Annotated in this window: 12 protein-coding genes, 3 tRNA genes and 2 rRNA genes; 1 reads left to right on the top strand and 16 read right to left on the bottom strand. The window is 43.9% G+C overall.

Annotated elements, in window-relative coordinates; genetic code table 11:
- Positions 1–40: 40 nt before the first annotated feature.
- The 6 genes from IPP86_10940 to IPP86_10915 form a co-directional block, all read right to left on the bottom strand.
- Positions 41–2,910: ribosomal RNA gene (locus IPP86_10940) — 23S ribosomal RNA — on the bottom strand.
- Positions 2,911–3,179: 269 nt separating this feature from the next.
- Positions 3,180–3,268 (bottom strand) — tRNA-Ser (locus tag IPP86_10935).
- 21 nt (positions 3,269–3,289) lie between these two features.
- A tRNA-Ala gene (locus tag IPP86_10930) sits at positions 3,290–3,361 on the bottom strand.
- Between the two features lie 98 nt (positions 3,362–3,459).
- Positions 3,460–3,534: transfer RNA gene (locus IPP86_10925), tRNA-Ile, on the bottom strand.
- Positions 3,535–3,681: 147 nt separating this feature from the next.
- A 16S ribosomal RNA gene (locus tag IPP86_10920) occupies positions 3,682–5,203 on the bottom strand.
- The 16S and 23S rRNA genes sit together here with 3 tRNA genes alongside, the layout of an rRNA operon.
- Positions 5,204–5,734: 531 nt before the next feature.
- Positions 5,735–6,487: an SDR family oxidoreductase gene (locus IPP86_10915; protein MBL0139028.1), complete on the bottom strand. Its 753-nt coding sequence runs from the start codon at positions 6,485–6,487 to the stop codon at positions 5,735–5,737.
- A 188-nt stretch (positions 6,488–6,675) separates the two neighbouring features.
- On the opposite strand from IPP86_10915, the gene IPP86_10910 reads away from it, so the two are divergent.
- Entirely contained in the window at positions 6,676–7,230 is a 555-nt protein-coding gene (locus IPP86_10910; GenBank protein MBL0139027.1) for a hypothetical protein, read from the top strand.
- Here the strand turns inward: IPP86_10910 and IPP86_10905 are convergent.
- The 10 genes from IPP86_10905 to IPP86_10860 all read right to left on the bottom strand — a co-directional run bounded on the left by IPP86_10905 (position 7,227) and on the right by IPP86_10860 (position 18,029).
- Positions 7,227–8,648 (bottom strand): hypothetical protein, encoded by a 1,422-nt coding sequence (locus IPP86_10905; protein MBL0139026.1) that lies wholly within the window; start codon positions 8,646–8,648, stop codon positions 7,227–7,229. The two genes, IPP86_10910 and IPP86_10905, sit on opposite strands and share 4 nt — an antisense overlap.
- A gap of 280 nt (positions 8,649–8,928) precedes the next feature.
- Entirely contained in the window at positions 8,929–9,615 is a 687-nt protein-coding gene (gene mtgA, locus IPP86_10900; protein MBL0139025.1) for a monofunctional biosynthetic peptidoglycan transglycosylase, read from the bottom strand.
- A gap of 69 nt (positions 9,616–9,684) precedes the next feature.
- Positions 9,685–12,027 carry a hypothetical protein gene (locus tag IPP86_10895; GenBank protein ID MBL0139024.1) on the bottom strand — a complete coding sequence of 781 codons (2,343 nt, stop codon included), beginning with the start codon at positions 12,025–12,027 and terminating at the stop codon, positions 9,685–9,687.
- Positions 12,028–12,190: 163 nt separating this feature from the next.
- Entirely contained in the window at positions 12,191–13,591 is a 1,401-nt protein-coding gene (locus IPP86_10890) for a transglycosylase SLT domain-containing protein (GenBank protein MBL0139023.1), read from the bottom strand.
- A 95-nt stretch (positions 13,592–13,686) separates the two neighbouring features.
- Positions 13,687–13,986, bottom strand: coding sequence for a ribosome-associated translation inhibitor RaiA (raiA, locus tag IPP86_10885; GenBank protein MBL0139022.1), 300 nt, complete (start codon positions 13,984–13,986; stop codon positions 13,687–13,689).
- 17 nt (positions 13,987–14,003) lie between these two features.
- The gene (locus tag IPP86_10880) at positions 14,004–14,882 is read right to left on the bottom strand and encodes a tyrosine-type recombinase/integrase (protein ID MBL0139021.1); all 879 of its coding nucleotides are present in this window, start codon (positions 14,880–14,882) and stop codon (positions 14,004–14,006) included.
- A 154-nt stretch (positions 14,883–15,036) separates the two neighbouring features.
- Positions 15,037–15,231, bottom strand: a complete 195-nt coding sequence (locus IPP86_10875; protein MBL0139020.1) for a 30S ribosomal protein S21 — start codon at positions 15,229–15,231, stop codon at positions 15,037–15,039.
- Between the two features lie 55 nt (positions 15,232–15,286).
- Positions 15,287–16,426, bottom strand: coding sequence for an acyl-CoA dehydrogenase family protein (locus tag IPP86_10870; GenBank protein ID MBL0139019.1), 1,140 nt, complete (start codon positions 16,424–16,426; stop codon positions 15,287–15,289).
- A gap of 11 nt (positions 16,427–16,437) precedes the next feature.
- A complete protein-coding gene (locus IPP86_10865) occupies positions 16,438–16,995 on the bottom strand; it encodes an adenine phosphoribosyltransferase (GenBank protein MBL0139018.1) in 558 nt (185 codons plus the stop codon).
- A gap of 98 nt (positions 16,996–17,093) precedes the next feature.
- Positions 17,094–18,029 (bottom strand): helix-hairpin-helix domain-containing protein, encoded by a 936-nt coding sequence (locus IPP86_10860; protein ID MBL0139017.1) that lies wholly within the window; start codon positions 18,027–18,029, stop codon positions 17,094–17,096.
- Between the last annotated feature and the right edge of the window lie 126 nt (positions 18,030–18,155).

Here is an 18,155-nt window from a genome sequence, read left to right as displayed (position 1 = left end):
GAAAGAAAACACACTAAATTATAATTGAGATTCAGGTGGAGATCTAAAGTCTACGGGCAATTAGTATTGCTCAGCTTTGACATTACTGTCTTTACACTTGCAACCTATCAACGTCGTAGTCTTCGACGACCCTTAAAGGAAGTCTCATCTTGAGGCGAGTTTCGTGCTTAGATGCTTTCAGCGCTTATCTCAACCGTACATAGCTACCCTGCGATGCAGCTGGCGCCACAACAGGTACACTAGAGGTACGTCCGACTCGGTCCTCTCGTACTAGAGTCAGGTCCTCTCAAACTTCCAGCGCCCACAACAGATAGGGACCGAACTGTCTCACGACGTTCTGAACCCAGCTCGCGTGCCACTTTAATCGGCGAACAGCCGAACCCTTGGGACCTTCTCCAGCCCCAGGATGTGACGAGCCGACATCGAGGTGCCAAACCTCCCCGTCGATGTGAGCTCTTGGGGGAGATCAGCCTGTTATCCCCGGCGTACCTTTTATCCTTTGAGCGATGGCCCTTCCATGCGGAACCACCGGATCACTATATCCTACTTTCGTACCTGCTCGACTTGTAAGTCTCACAGTCAAGCACCCTTATGCTATTGCACTCCGCGCACGGTTACCAAGCGTGCTGAGGGTACCTTTGAAAGCCTCCGTTACTCTTTTGGAGGCGACCACCCCAGTCAAACTACCCACCATGCAATGTCACCCACTTGAGCGGGATTAGATCCCGAATAAATGAAGGGTGGTATTTCAAGGTTGACTCCACGATGGCTAGCGCCACCGCTTCAAAGTCTCCCACCTATCCTACACATCATTTATCCAGAATCAATGCAAAGTTGTAGTGAAGGTGCACGGGGTCTTTCCGTCCCGTTGCGGGTAAGCGGCATCTTCACCGCTACTACAATTTCACCGAGCTCATGACTGAGACAGCGCTCAGATCGTTACACCATTCGTGCAGGTCGGAACTTACCCGACAAGGAATTTCGCTACCTTAGGACCGTTATAGTTACGGCCGCCGTTTACTGGGGCTTCGATTCAATGCTTTGTCTTGCGACTGACATCTCCTCTTAACCTTCCAGCACCGGGCAGGTGTCAGGCCATATACATCATCTTTCGATTTAGCATAGCCATGTGTTTTTGTTAAACAGTCGCCTGAGCCATTTCTCTGCGACCCTCCGAAGAGGGCACCCTTTTTCCCGAAGTTACAGGGTTAATTTGCCGAGTTCCTTAGCCATGAATCACTCGAGCACCTTAGAATCTTCTTCTCGACTACCTGTGTCGGTTTACGGTACGGGCAGTACAATCATAAGTTTAGAGAGTTTTCTTGGAAGTATGCTTAGGGTCATTATCCGATTGTCCGAAGACTCTCGGTACTGTCACCATCGATAAGCGCTGCGGATTTACCTACAGCACCTGAATCTACTGGCTTTAACGTACATTTCCGTCAGTACGCAGACCTTTCACTCCTTCGTCGTCCCTTCACTGATTGCACCAGTACAGGAATATTAACCTGTTTGCCATCGGCATTTCCGTTCGGATTAGCCTTAGGTTCCGACTAACCCTGATCCGATTAACGTTGATCAGGAAACCTTAGTCTTTCGGTGGGCAGGTTTCTCACCTGCCTTATCGTTACTTATGCCTACATTTGCTTTTCTAGCCGCTCCAGCATGCCTTACAGCACACCTTCGGTGCAGTTAGAATGCTCCCCTACCGATCTTTCGATCCCATAGCTTCGGTACTATGTTTAATGCCCGTTTATCATCCACGCCCGATCGCTCGACTAGTGAGCTGTTACGCACTCTTTAAATGAATGGCTGCTTCCAAGCCAACATCCTAGCTGTCAATGCAATCGGACCACGTTAGATCAACTTAACATAGATTTGGGGACCTTAGCTGATGGTCTGGGTTCTTTCCCTCTCGGCCTGTGACGTTAGCACCCCAGGCCTCACTGCCAAATAGTTGTCAATAGCATTCGGAGTTTATCAGGGTTTGGTAGGCGGTGAAGCCCCCTAGCCCTATTAGTAGCTCTACCTCTATGACAATTCATTTGACGCTGTCCCTAAAGACATTTCGGGGAGTACGAGCTATTTCCCAGTTTGATTAGCCTTTCACCCCTACACACAGGTCATCCGAGAGCTTTTCAACGCTCACCAGTTCGGACCTCCAGATGGTGTTACCCATCCTTCATCCTGCCCATGTGTAGATCACAAGGTTTCGCGTCTACCCCCACTGACTATACGCCCTATTCAGACTTGCTTTCGCTTCGGCTGCGCTCCTTAGGAGCTTAACCTTGCCAGTGAGGAGTAACTCGTAGGCTCATTATGCAAAAGGCACGCAGTCATCCCTTACGGGACTCCTACCGCTTGTAAGCGCACGGTTTCAGGTTCTATTTCACTCCGCTGTTCGCGGTTCTTTTCACCTTTCCTTCACAGTACTAGTACACTATCGGTCTCTCAGGAGTATTTAGCCTTACCGGATGGTGCCGGCAGATTCCCACAAGGCGTCTCCGACCTCGCGGTACTCAGGATACTGCTAGAACATAATTGCTTACGCTTACGGGCCTATCACCCTCTATGGATCAACTTTCCAGAAGATTCAGCTTAACGCATATGTTCACATTGCAGTCCTACAACCCCATGATTGCCTTAACAATCATGGTTTGGGCTAATCCCCGTTCGCTCGCCACTACTTGGGGAATCACTGTTGTTTTCTTTTCCTCCAGGTACTTAGATGTTTCAGTTCCCTGGGTTGGCATCTATTAGATGTCATACCTTCAGTATGACGGGTTGCCCCATTCGGATATCACCGGATCAAAGGTTGTTTGCACCTCCCCGGAGCTTTTCGCAGCTTATCACGTCCTTCATCGCCTCTGAGAGCCAAGGCATTCACCATGCGCCCTTAATAACTTTCTTATCTCAACGATAAATCTTAATTACAATTTCTTGTGTTTTCTTTCAATATGTCAAAGAACGTTGTTTCTCTGGAAGGAGAAACTAGTGGAGAACCCGGAATCGAACCGTTGCCTTCCCAATGTAAACATCAGGCCGCTCATCCATTGAGCTTTTCACCGCATTCTATCAAATTAACCTTTACCGTTGTAAAGGATCTTGTATTATCAATAAACCGGAATTTCTAATTGTAAACCCCGATCAAATTTCAATTTTCACCGTTGTGAAAACCCTGGTGGAGAATATCGGAGTCGAACCGATGACCCTCCCGGTTGTTAACCGGCTCTTAGCAACCATTTATTTTCTTTTTTTTTTTTTCCCCCCCCCCGCGGGGGGGGTTTTCTGGGGGGGAATGTCGGGCGAACCGATGACCCCCTGCTTGCAAAGCAGGTGCTCTGCAGCTGAGCTAACCCCCAAGTTTTTTTTAATGGGGAAACCCTTTCTCCCAAAACCCCTCCCAAGAAAACCCGATGCCTAACAGCTGAGTTAATTCCCCAAGAACGAATTTAATAGTAGTCCCGAGCAGATTTGAACTGCTGACCCCTACATTATCAGTGTAGTGCTCTAACCAAGCTGAGCTACGGGACTATATTCCCTTTACAAGGGACTTTACCTTTTCTCAGAATGGAGGGACCACCCTAAAGCCCGTTTTGGGTTACAATAATGTTTGAAGAAAGAAAGGAAATAACAAGCCTATTTTCCTGAAATTAATCAGGACGTAACAAACCTCTCCAGAAAGGAGGTGTTCCAGCCGCACCTTCCGGTACGGCTACCTTGTTACGACTTAGCCCCAGTCATTGGTTTTACCCTAGGCGACTCCTTGCGGTGATCGACTTCAGGTACTCCCAACTCCCATGGCTTGACGGGCGGTGTGTACAAGGCCCGGGAACGTATTCACCGCGCCATGGCTGATGCGCGATTACTAGCGAATCCAGCTTCACGAGGTCGGGTTGCAGACCTCGATCCGAACTGAGACCGACTTTTAGGATTAGCTCCATGTTACCATGTGGCTGCCCGTTGTATCGGCCATTGTAGCACGTGTGTAGCCCAGGACGTAAGGGCCGTGATGACTTGACGTCATCCCCACCTTCCTCACCGCTTGCGCGGGCAGTCTCATTAGAGTCCCCAGCTTAACCTGTTGGCAACTAATGATAGGGGTTGCGCTCGTTGCGGGACTTAACCCAACACCTCACGGCACGAGCTGACGACAGCCATGCAGCACCTAGTTTCGTGTCATTGCTGACGGACATGTTTCCACATCCTTCACTAACTTTCAAGCCCTGGTAAGGTTCCTCGCGTATCATCGAATTAAACCACATGCTCCTCCGCTTGTGCGGCCCCCGTCAATTCCTTTGAGTTTCAACCTTGCGGTCGTACTCCCCAGGTGGATCACTTAATGCTTTCGCTCAGACGCGTACAGTATATCGCACACATCGAGTGATCATCGTTTAGGGCGTGGACTACCAGGGTATCTAATCCTGTTTGCTCCCCACGCTTTCGTGCATCAGCGTCAGTATTGGCTTAGAGAGCTGCCTTCGCAATCGGTGTTCTGTGTCATATCTAAGCATTTCACCGCTACATGACACATTCCGCCCTCCTCAACCATACTCAAGATCGTCAGTATCAATGGCAATTCTACAGTTGAGCTGTAGGCTTTCACCACTGACTTAACAACCCGCCTACGCACCCTTTAAACCCAATAAATCCGGATAACGCTTGGGACCTTCGTATTACCGCGGCTGCTGGCACGAAGTTAGCCGTCCCTTATTCTTCCCGTACATTCAGCCCCGATAGAAATCAGGGGTTTATTCCGGGACAAAAGAAGTTTACAATGCATAGCACCTTCATCCTTCACGCGGCATGGCTGGATCAGCCTTGCGGCCATTGTCCAATATTCCTTACTGCTGCCTCCCGTAGGAGTCTGGTCCGTGTCTCAGTACCAGTGTGGGGGATCATCCTCTCAGACCCCCTAGACATCGTCGCCTTGGTGAGCCGTTACCTCACCAACTAGCTAATGTCACGCATGCTCATCTATAACCACCTGAGTTTTGATCACAAAACGATGCCGTTTCGTGATGTTATGCGGTATTAATCTTCCTTTCGGAAGGCTATTCCCCAGTTATAGGTAGATTGCATACGCGTTACGCACCCGTGCGCCACTCGCCGGCATGTATTGCTACACCCGCTGCCGTTCGACTTGCATGTATTAGGCCTGCCGCTAGCGTTAATCCTGAGCCAGGATCAAACTCTCCATTGTAAAGTTGATTCTTAAATGCTCTGTGGGATTGTTACGTTAATCTGAAAATCACAAAGAAATTGCGAAGTTCAGGGCTTGTTATTTCCTATTCAAATCTTCAAAGAACGTTGACTTTATCTCTATCAACCCCGTTGGGTTGAGGACTTAGTTTTCAATTTGGGGATGCAAAAGTAGTAACTACTTTTTACTTTCCAAACAAATTATGAAATATTTTTTCAAATTCTCATAATTTGCACACTATCAATCACAAATCTTGCTTTTCTCTAAAACTACGCGAGCTTTCGCTCAAATAATCAAAAAACCGCTTTTCTGTGCCCCTTTGTGTGAAAGAACTGGTGTGAAAGGGGATGCAAATGTAGTAAGAATTCATTCCCATCCAAATATTGATGAATAATATTTATTAACAAGTCCGGAAGCTTCCTAATCCCTCCATTTTCCCCTGAAAATCAAAACAACCACCAACCCTGATCAAACGTCAGTTTGCCCCTATGATAACTGCTGATTCTGAACGGAAAATACTGAAACTAAAGTTCAGGGTGTCGATGACGAAACCGGCACTACTTTACCATTGAAAAAACGATATCCGTTCATCGTGAAATCAGCAACAAATGCCGCCATCGATGCAGGACTCGTTGCAGCCTTGAATTCTGGAAACGCCGCGGAAAACATCTCTGTCTGCACTGATCCTAAAGCCAGACAATTCACTGCAATTCCCACCTCACCAAATTCCTCCGCTAAACACTCCGTGAGATTAATAACCGCCGCTTTACTCGAACTGTATGCACTCAACCCTTTAAACTTTACACTCCCCTGTACTCCACCCATACTGCTGATATTAACGATATGTGCACGCACTTCCTTTCCTCCCTTCACTTCTGAGGAACGCTCTTTGCCCGGTGCCCTCTCCATCAACGGAAATAACATACGTACCAGTTTAACAATACCGAATACGTTCGTATCGTAAACCTCCATCCAGTCTCTGTCGTCCAACTCGAGAAATGGTTTGTTGATCAGGGCTCCTGCATTGTTCACGAGGAAATCAATGTGTGTGCATTCATTCATCAATTCCTCCTTCCACCGAAGAATATCCTCCGGTTTCGAAATATCACCAACTAAAGGAATAATCTGTGACTCTGAATTTTGATGCGCGGCTTCCTCTTTCAATGTATCCAGACGCTCACTGCTCCGGCTGGCAGCAAATACTTTATTTCTGGAATCCTTTGATAGTTGTAAGGCAACCTGAAAACCAATTCCACTACTTGCGCCGGTAACAATAATATTCATAAAACAGATTTTTCAAGATTTGAATTCGTTCTCCAAAGGTGAAAAAAATTGTACTCATCACAAGTGATAATCGTCATTCATAATCGAATTCTTCTCCACTCATGATTGCCACATGTCATCGCATTTCTTAGTCATGCATTGAGTAGCACAAGAAGAGAAACTCATTATCTTTACATCCAAGCTCATCTATGAAAAAAAACTGCCTCATCCTATTTCTGCTCTCTTGCCTTGTTTCCATTCCTGCATTTGCGCAGGAAAATGAACCCCCTACTCCAATGGCAGCACCTGCCGCTCGCGCTCCATTCTGGGATCATGTTTTCACAGGAGGAAATATTGGTTTACAATTCGGCAGTCAAACCATCATCGACCTCGCACCCATCCTCGGATATAAAATCACCGATAAATTCGCGATGGGAGTCGGATTCAAATATCTCTATTATAAATTCAAGGATTCGTATTACAATTACTCAACTAATATTTATGGAGGCAGCGTTTTTGCCAGACATACTATCGTCGAAAACCTTTTTGCACATGCCGAAGTGGAAGTACTGAATATGGAAGTGCCGGAAATTTACCGCTACGTTCGAAAAAATGTCACCAGCGTTTTCCTTGGTGGTGGTTATCGTCAAATGCTGGGCGAAAGAGCTTCCGCCAACATCCTTTTTCTATACAATGTCAATGAATCCAGGTATTCGCCTTACCGGAATCCAGTGCTGAGAATTGGTTTCGGAATCGGAATTTAATAACGGGTTTCTTTTAAAAAAGGAACTGCACCATAAACGTGTAAATCTACCCCACGCATCTCCTGATTGTAAAAATCTTGTCTCGGCATAAAGTAAATCACATAGCCTTTTGCAAAATAATTTACGACAGCCTCTTCATCCAGATAAGAGCGAAAAACTATATTCTTCCTGAGCGTATCTCCATTTTCCGATACCAGCTGATTATACCAACGCCCTGCTACCAGCACCGATCGCTGAGAAATAGTATCCGTCATTGTCAACACATCAGAACAAAATTTCATTCCATTCTCCCTGCGGGAATTGTATGAAAATACCGGCCCCTTCAGAACATCAAAAACAAGTTCTTCGCCTCCCGCACTAAACCGAAACGAAACCGGTGACGGGCTACTTGCATCAAAACGTTCAGAAGGAGAGATATTGAAAAAGAATGGTGAAAGAATGAGTCCGATACACAAAAAATTAAAGGCACGCTGGTAGAGATATTTTCCAAAAATAAGTAGGACAAAAGGAATGATCGGAATTAAGTATCCCGACTCCATCGGTAATTTTAAAAAAGCGATGATGTATAAATCTACAGCCACCAGCCAGGAAACAACAAATCGTTCATTCACGGAGCGTGGGAAAAGATATTTTTGAGATGATTCCCTAACAGGCAGAAATAACAAGGCTGTAGCAACAAGTAAAGAAACAAAACCAAGCACCCCCCAGACTTCGATAGAGAACTTATACAGCACTTTGGGAATCGATGGGTATGGAACATCGTAATAAGTGAAAAAGCCCCAACTGTACTGCAGAAACACAGGAATAAACAAAACAGCACCCAATACTATAGCCGGTATTGCAAGTTTCAATATTCGATTCAGATTATCCTTGAACCCACTTGTCTTGGTAAGCATGATGGCCAATGGAATCAACATTGCGCCACTTGTGATTCTGGAACCAATGGCCAGCCCGAGAAAAACTCCGGCAATGACCGGTTTGTCCTTTATGACAAAGAATAAGGCAATCAGAATAAAAGCCAGGGCGAAATTATAATCGATAGCTGTGGTACTGTGAATATAAATTATCGGTATGGCTGCAAGAGCATAACTTGCAAGATAAACGGATCGAAAACGCAGTGCCCGTAATGTGAGTGCGAAGAATAGAAATCCAATTGTACTGATAAGAGCGGTCAGCCCGTTAACCACGATCGGGCCACCACCAATGACAAGTGATGTGAGCCACTCCTGAACAGGATAACCGGGAAGACGTGAAACAATGTAATTCCCGGAACTATGCAATTTTATGGCTGATATCGCCACAGCCCAAGAATCCCCATCCAAACCGTAACCGGCAGAAAGGAATGGGAGCCTGGACAAAAAAACAAGCAACACAAAGGCGCTCAAGCGCACCTTATCGCTTTTTATATATTCGTTCACGTTTGGATTTGAAAACTCAATTGAATCCTGTTGTATTCATTTAACGGAATCCGGAAAGACGATATTCTGAAAATTGTCTTTCAAGAGTGCAGGCAGATTCCGAAACTGAATTCAAAGATGAAATAAAGATTGGAAGGAAACAAGTAAGAACAGGATTCTTTGATGAAGCGTTCAGAGGAATCCGCTAATCCATATCCCGGCTTGACGGAGGACTCTGAGCTTTCGTGAATGGAACTATAATCATGGTAAACGTCGTCCATCCCTTTCTGCACATTACTTATTAAAAATCTTCCAATTGCAGGCGACTCATAAAATGCACAATCCGACCCGATTTTCTCTGGATGTACGCCGTTGGTTTCGCCGGAGACCATTTTCTGGGATTGGGTAAGACTGCTGCTATCAAAGCAGCCTCCCGTACAGATAATTTTTTCGAAGGTTTGTGGAAATATTCCTGAGCTGCAGCCTCCGCTCCATAAACACCATCACCCATTTCAATCACATTCAGATAAACTTCCATGATCCGTTGTTTGCTCCAGAAAATTTCGATTAAGAAAGTGAAATAAACCTCAAAACCCTTTCGGATCCAGGAGCGCGATGGCCATAAAAAAACATTTTTGGCTGTCTGCTGTGAAATAGTACTCGCTCCTTTCATTCGTTTGCCTTTATGACGCTCATTGTATTGCTGAGCTTTCCGGATGGCGTCAAGATCAAATCCAAAATGCTCCTCAAAATTCTGGTCTTCCGAAGCAATCACCGCCAATGGCATGGTCGCGCTCATTTCATCAATGGGGGTCCAGTCTTTTTTCAATTTCATGCTTTTACCATCCGACTTTTGTTCCACACATCGTATGAGCATCAAAGGTGTAACAGGAACAGGAACAAAACGAAATAAAATGACAGAGGCCACACTCAATCCCAGAAACCACAACACAGTTTTTAAAAGGATTCGTAAAATTTTTTTAATCATAAATGGCTCAATTAATTAGTATGATGTACGAGTGCATTTTCCTTCAATCAAAGAAATCCCTGCACTATTTTATTTCCAGGTGACCACAACACTTTCACCTTTTGACAGATCAAACCAAATTACCAAATCTCCATCTTGTCTGTAAGATTCATAGGCCTTCCCTTCTACTTTCACTTCGTTTGATTTAATGGAGCAACTCAAACCTTTCAGATCCGAGCCGGAAGCGTTCTTAATCCTTGCGCTATTTCCCGACAATGGGATTAACTCCACATGTTCAAGAGCAACCTGGTAGTCTAAATAATCCCGAATAGTTGTGAGGTTCAGTTTTCCCTGGTCACGCAGCGCAGCCTGCCGTTCAAGCGCTTTCTCAAATTCCGGATCAATTACAAAATGATTGTTTTCCCTTCTGTAAAATCCGGTTGTTGAGTCCAGCCTTGCAGGGTAGACGTGTAAAATGTATGTCCCTCTCGTTTGAACAAGGTCATTTAATTTTGTTTCCGAAAAAATAAAATTCCACATGCTTCCATCCGGCAAATCAACAGTATTCACGGTTCTCCAGTGTATCAAATCACCACTTCTTGTAGGATGTCGCCAATAATCTGACATTGGAAAACGTTCGCCCCAACCGGAATAAGGCACAGTTAAAAAGGAGAAAAAATGAAATGGAGCAAACATTCCGGAATCTTCATAGAAACTGTTCCAGAAATACTTTAGCCCATATTGCTTCCACAAATCAGCTGAATAAAACTTCGAGCTGCTATCCAGTCCATCGCAGGCCAGATCTTCACGGTTACTCTTTAAAGCATTGTCATATCCATGATCAATCCATGTAGTGGAATTAAACAAACGAGAGGTCTCTTCGAGTGAAGTTTGAAGGAGTTTTCGGGTACAAGTGTAATGATCCGGTGTATGCAGACAAATTTCATTGCCATTTTTCTGAAGGTCCTTTAAAAAATCCGTATAGCCGGGAGTAGAAATCATGGAGGCTGATTCTGTTTTCAGAAAGCCGGTTCTAACAGCATTGGAAACTTTATCAGGGTTCGCATAAAAAACACTTTTGGTGACAGGGATTTTATTTTTGATAAACCCTCCGCTTGCACCTTCACTTGTTTCAATTGTATCAGCACCAAAATAAACAGCACGGTGTGTAATCAAATCTGTATAATCGGCATGCTCAGTCCAGATAATCGCGGCTGTTTTTCCCTCAGGATTTTTCATGATACGAGGAAAACATGCGGCCGCATTATTGCCATAAATTGTAACACTGTTGAACAATGTATCTCCGGCTTGATAGTAAGATGAAGAATAATCTTCGTACACACCCAATTTTCTTTTACTCAATGGAAAATGTAACAAAGGATGATCAAGATTATAATCCAGGTTGAAAATACATCGTTGAGAATCCACATCGAGTTGTATCGACGAAAGTTGTCTGCAGGAAACAATCCGAAAACCAGACTCATCCTCCCCTGCGGCAAATCCGCATTTCCCCAGCCAGTATTCATGCTGAAAGCCTGATGTATCACTCAGTGAGGAGGGAAGATAAACTTCCTTTAATGAAGGAACAAAATCAGCAAGCAATGCAATTCGATTTACAAATGTGCCCTTTATGAAAACTGTAGACGTGCGAACCGCGAATGAGGATTCATTTTCAGAAAACTCAAATACAATTCTGGTATTGGCATAACTGTTACTTGCTTCAAAGTTTAATACTCTGCTCTTATCAATACTGGAATCAGAAAGAAATTTAAATTGACTTGTAAAAAAAACCAAGTCCGACTTTTCATCTTTCTCTCCACTTTTCACATCAGCATACAACAGGAATCGATCAAACAGAATACCATTATCAGCTCCAAAAATTTTCAGGTTTCCATTGAGCTTATCAAAATCAAGTGAAAAATATTTGCCGGAATATAATTTGGAAAATGCGGAGGAAGACAAAGTGCTTTTCGGAATCCCGGGGATCAGATAAGAAGGCAGATTTTTTTCTTCTACCAAAAAACTGACGTCATCCAGATCCACCAAAGAGGTCTTCGAAGAATTCCAGATATAAATCGCAAGTGTATTGGAAGAATCTGTCAGGTTCGACGGAATACTGAATTCCTGTTGATTCAAAAACCAGGAACCGGGAATTATTTTCTTTTCTTCACGAATAGGATAGCTTTCCCAGTACACGGTAGAATCTCCTCTTTGAATACTGATTACCAGCATGCAATTCGGATTTACACCGTTCATCCTGACTTGCGCATCCAAACGAATGTGTAGATTTTTAAATGCTGATGCTCCCGGAAATTTTCCTTTGTACCCAAAACCATAAGGATGCAATGAATCTGTTCGGCAAAAATGAGTTCCGGAATAGGCATCACCGGTAATGATGGACTCCGTGTTTGTCCATGAAATATCTGACTCCACGGATTCAAGATTCGTAAAAACTTGAAGGAAAGTCTTTCCGGCTAAGGCAGATGAAAATTGAAATAAAAATAATGTGAACAGCAACAGCCGGATACGCTTCATTCAATTGATCCTTTGTGAGGAATCAAAAGTAAAATAATTCTGAAAGCGGGGAAGAGATTTATTAGCGTTTTCCTTTGGAGGAATTACGGCTAACGGAAGCTGATTTGGAATTGGATTGCCGGATAGTGCTTTTGGCACCCGACATACGCATCGCTTTTTCAAGACTGTCCTGAATCGCCGGAGAATCCGGGTTCATGTCGAGATTCAGTTTCAGCATTTTGACAGCATCTTCATAACGCTGGCGTTTTGTAAGACTTGCAGCCAACTGATTCAGGTGTTCTTCGCTGGCAGGATATTTTCTCAGGGAAATTTCTTTGTCTGAGTTGGTGACCGACGAAGCAATGTAAGTATACTCTTTACGAATCGCATTCACACGTTTCATGAAATAATCGTAAGAGATCATGTCGTCGATGAAATCCTGCTCATAATGACGAAGAATATTGGTCAGCGATTCATAAGCCTCCCAGGGCTTCAAACCCTTTCGGTGATACTTCCTGAGATATTTATCTCCCTGTACCAAAAACACAGTGTCACCATCCTGTTGAACAAGCTGATCAAAATTAACCAATGAAGCCAGGGCGATCTGGGAATAATTCTGTGACTCGTTTTTAAAACCTCCACAGGTAGTTTGCCAGATCTGCTGAAACAACTGCACTCCACCCTGAGAAGGATTGAGCGCGTTGATCACACAATGTACATTACCTGCTCCAGCATGATAAGCATGCAGCACCAGCAAACGAAACCAGATATCCGTTTCTTTATAAACGATGCCTCTTTCGTCAAGATATTTCTTTACGTTGGCGATACAGCCGGCTTTCAGCAACTTTGCTGCAACTCTTCCTGCTTTTTCCAAATCCGAACGATCGTCATGAGTCTTGGTAATTCTCAAACCATAACGTTTGGCAACACTTTTCATCAACTGAAAAGGTCCGCCTGCACCGACATAGGAACGAGCTTTGCTTTTACCCGGACTTTCAATCAAAAGAATCGCCTGCGCATACCATGGATCACAATCCTGTTCTTCAAAAACAGTGATCGCTTTGCTGATATCCTGAAGCGTTTTCTTTACTTCGTAAAATTCTCCTTTACCCGCAGTGACATACAAATTAGTAGCGCTGTCGAGACAGTTGGCAACACATACGCTGTCTTTAAAAAAGTCCTTTTCAGATTCTGTTTGATTCATCCAAATGGAACGACTCACGATATCGACAGGCTTGCGACAAGATGCCACATTGATGATACAGGAATCGCTGCTCATGGAAATAACATCGCGCCAGAAGCGGGCTTGTGCAAGTGTATCCCAGCCTTCTTTGTACAACGATGAATCACGAAGAAACTGTAAACGCAGAGTGTCCTTAGATGTAATGACAGTTTTCACCACGACCTGAGTAGCACCAATGGTCTCCCCTCTCATCGTAGATGAAAAAGCAATACAACATAACAGGACAAGAATCCTCTTCATAGACATTTTCTCCTAATCCATACGAATACGCTTCGTATGGAACGGAGTTCGTTAAAAATCATTGTAAATCTTACAGGTTTGGAAGCCGGAAAGGATCAGATTCCTCTTTCCTTTTCTTTGTGACGTTTAATCTGACGTGACAATGTTTCCATACACAAATCAGTTGCCTCTTCAAAAGTATGACACTGCTCCTTCGCCAGGATATGGTTGCCGGGCAGCTCTATTTTGATCTGGACTATTTTATTTTTGTTATCGCTTGATTTGTCAATTTTCAAAAACACTTCACCACCGATGATGTGATCATAAAATTGCAACAGCTTATCAACTTTTCCCTGAATGAATTGCAGTAATTTAGAATCTGCATCAAAATGAATGGATTGAACTCTGATCTTCATAGAAATCCTCCTAAAATTTAGGCCCTGGGGTGGGCTTGTTTGTGAGCTTGTTTTAACTTTTCTATTGTATTGTGAGTGTATACTTGGGTGGCGCTTAGATTCGCATGGCCAAGTAATTCTTTTACGCTATTGATGTCTGCACCGTTGTTGAGCATATGCGTCGCGAAGGTATGGCGAAGAATGTGCGGACTTTTCTTGTCCAGCGTTGTTACCTCTCCGAGCCTGCGTGTGACGATTCTATAAACCAATTTTGGGTACAGTGTTTTGCCTTTATCTGTAACGAAAAACGAGGGAACGGCAGAAAAGTGTTGATCCCGCTCATCCCGGTATTCCTTGATCAGACCTTTTAACTTAGTAGTAAACGGAATTATGCGCTCTTTGTTTCTTTTTCCCAGAACTTTTAACTGTCCCTGGAAAGGATCAACGTCTTTATCCGTAAGACCAATTAGTTCCGATAAACGCATTCCGGTGGCATAAAGAAACTCCAGGATCAGCCGGTCCCGAATGGCTTCAAAATCACCGCTAAAATTTGCTTCATCAAAAAGCAGATCCATCTTTGGTTCTTCTACATATACGGGAAGCCGCTTGGATGTTTTAGGAGACAACACTTTCAGCATCGGGTTCAGGTGAATCTCACCTTTCCGCAACAGAAATTTGTAATATGTTTTAAGTGTTGTTATTTTCCGGTTAATGGATCGTGGAGTGATCCCCTGCTCCATCATACTCACAATCCAGGAGCGGATCATGGGATGATTGATTTCAGAAACCTCTGAAACTTCGTACGCTTTTTTCTGATAGGTGAAAAACTGCTCCAGATCGGATTCATACGCCAGCAGCGTATGCGGAGAAAATCGTTTTTCGAATTGAAGGTATTGAAGGAAACTTTGAATATTCATCAGGATTTCTCTGAACTAAAAAAGGGAAAAAATTAATGCATTGCTGCTATTAATTTTTTCCCTTCAGATTTCTTTACAACCATTGACATGTTCAACAGAACAAATTAGTTGATAGTAAAGATAATCAAATATCCTGATACCGCCTACACGAGGCTCAGAGCGTGTTGCTACGCTTCATGAGGTCGATGTAACGCGCGTGGATCACTTGCTGACGGCGGGTTACTGACGGCTTTTCGAAGGTCTGACGACGACGAAGTTCACGAACAACACCTGTACGTTCAAACTTCTTTTTGAACTTTTTAAGGGCTTTGTCGATCGACTCGTTTTCTTTAATTGGTACAATGATCATGTTTATTCTTTTATAAGGACGGCAAAAATAGTGAAATCCTTCTAATCAACAAATTCTACTTCAAAATTTCCCTAGAAATCACCAGTTTTTGGATTTCGGAGGTTCCTTCCCCGATCGTACAGAGCTTGGAGTCCCTGTAGAATTTCTCAACCGGGAAATCCTTGGTATAACCGTAGCCCCCGAAGATCTGGACAGCTTCCGTGGAAACCCTTACTGCTACTTCCGAAGCGTAATATTTGGCGAAAGCGCTCTCTTTTGTACATTTCTGGTGTTTATTCTTCAGATCAGCAGCCTGATAAGTGAGCAATTCTGCAGCCTCGATTTGGGTCGCCATGTCGGCCAATTTGAACGCAATTGCCTGAAATTCACTGATTGGCTTGCCAAATTGTTCTCTTTCTTTGGAATATTTCAAAGCAGCTTCATAAGCACCCTTGGCAATCCCAATTGAAAGGGCAGCAATGGAGATTCGACCTCCATCCAGGACTTTCATAGCCTGGATAAAGCCTTCTCCTATTTCACCCAAAACCTGGCTTTTGTGGATCCGGCAATCTTCAAAAACCAATTCCGCTGTTTCTGAAGCGCGCATCCCGAGTTTATTCTCCTTTTTTCCGGCTTTAAAACCGGGAGTTCCTCTTTCTACAACAAATGCTGTGATTCCACGGGAATCCAAAAGTTCACCGGTACGGGCGAGGACAACCGCTACATCTCCACTTTTACCATGAGTGATCCAGTTTTTGGTTCCGTTGAGCACCCAATGGTCTCCATCCTGTTTCGCGACACATCGCATACGCAAGGCATCACTTCCTGTGTTTGCTTCTGTGAGTCCCCAGGCGCCGATCCATTCTCCGGTAGAAAGTTTACTCAGGTATTTTTGTTTTTGCTCATCATTTCCGAATGCCATGATGTGTCCGGTGCACAATGAATTGTGCGCGGCCATGGAAAGACCTACAGAGCCACATACTTTTGCCACTTCCACAATCGCGGTGATGTATTCGAAATAACTCAGTTCCGCGCCGCCGTATTTGTGTGGCACAAGAATCCCCATCAATCCGAGCTCTCCCATTTTCTTGAATGTTTCCACAGGGAAAATCTGCTCTTCATCCCATTTCATCATATCCGGACGGATGTGTGTCTCCGCGAATTTCCGGATGGTTTCCGCAATCATTGACTGGTTTTCAGTCTGCTTGAACTCCATAAATCAATTTATTAATAGTTAATAAGACTAATCGTTTTTGGTGAATACTGGTTCAACACCTGTTGACCATTCAGAAAACCCAGAGAAACCAGGAAACAAAATCCCGCTACACTTCCACCCTGTCCGCGGATGAGTTCCGCGGCAGCAGCTGCGGTTCCACCTGTTGCGAGCAAATCATCATGAACAAGCAAATTACTTCCGGCGGAAATCGCATCCGCGTGTACTTCCATCGTAGCGGAACCATACTCCAGCTGATATTCGTAAGAAACGGTTTTGTATGGAAGCTTTCCTTTTTTCCGGATCGGGATAAAAGGGACTCTGAATTTTTGCGCGAGCATTAAGCCGAAGAGAAAACCACGACTTTCCACTCCGACAATCCCGTCGATTTTCTGATCAGCGAAGGCACTGTACATTCCATCGACAATATCTTTACAAAGATCTACGTCGAGCAGAATTGGCGTAATGTCTTTAAACAGAATTCCCGGCTTTGGAAAATCCGGAACATCACGGATCACTGTACGCAGACGTTCCTGCAATTGTGTAGATACCGGTTGAATGGTTTGTGACATCAGAAAATCAGAATTGTAAAATTTTGCGACCGGAAAGAGAAATTCCTTTGCGATTTTCCTGTAAAAAGAATCAAACAGAAAAAACGCTCAGGAGCAACTCAGTCCCTGAATTTTAAGTAAGGCGCAAGTTTACGGAGATTTTCTTCAGTTATCAAGGGCAGGTTTCGGAAGTCATCCAGACTCTTAAAAGCACCATGCTGGTCCCGGTAATTGATTAGCAAGCCGGCAAGTTTGTAACCGACATAGGGATGAGATTTTAACTCTTCCTTTGAAATAGTGTTGATGCGCAAGGGATTGAAGGGAACAGTGTCTGATAAATACACCAGTCCTGTTAAGGTAGTGTACAAACTATCGCTGAATCCCCACACCTCATGCAACTGCTCCAATGAGTAGAACCCGCCCAGTTTGTTTCGGTAGGCAATGATCCGGTGAGTAAAGCCCGGACCAATTCCGGGGAGCTTGAGAATTTCAAGAGAATCAGCTTTGGCCAAATCAACATGAAGAGCTTCCTTCTTCTTTTCTTTCGCTGCCTTTTTATCGGAATAATAGGTTCCTGAATCAGGCAAAGAGATATAGGTTTGCAAACGATTGTAATCAGCATTTTTAAATCCATAAACTTTTTTCAGATCCTCTTTCATTCTGAATTTTCCACCCTTTGAAACAAAGTTCACTATCGTCGCGACTTGCTTTGAACTTAAACCCAATTGCTCCCACTCTGTTTTGCCAATGCTATTCGGATCAAATGCGAAAAGTTTTCTGATTTGTTCAGAAGCATCAACTTTTTTTTCAAATGAAGAAAAGGAATCTGGTTTTTTGATGGCAAGCGAATCACGGATGATCAATCTCTCCAGTTCAGAATTATATGCAGTCAGATCGATAGGTTCTCTTTCATAAGGAAAATAATGCAAGAAGAAAATACCAGTGCATTGGGCTATGATGATGACCAGTAGAACTATCAAACCTTTTCTCTCCCGTTTCGAAAAAGTAAAATAATCTGTCCAGACAGGATCTAGTATTCTTTTCTTCTTTTTCAATTTGATTTTTTTCGAAGGATGATTTGGAATGTTGTCTTGCAAATGAATCAAGATTATGCAAGAACTGCAACCAATATAAGCGGGTGATTATTTTCAATAAATCTATGGCTCGAATAGGTTTGAAAT

It is taken from the genome of Bacteroidota bacterium (genome assembly GCA_016720935.1).
Classification (GTDB): domain Bacteria; phylum Bacteroidota; class Bacteroidia; order AKYH767-A; family 2013-40CM-41-45; genus JADKJP01.
This window is presented reverse-complemented; position numbering and strand designations above follow the sequence as displayed.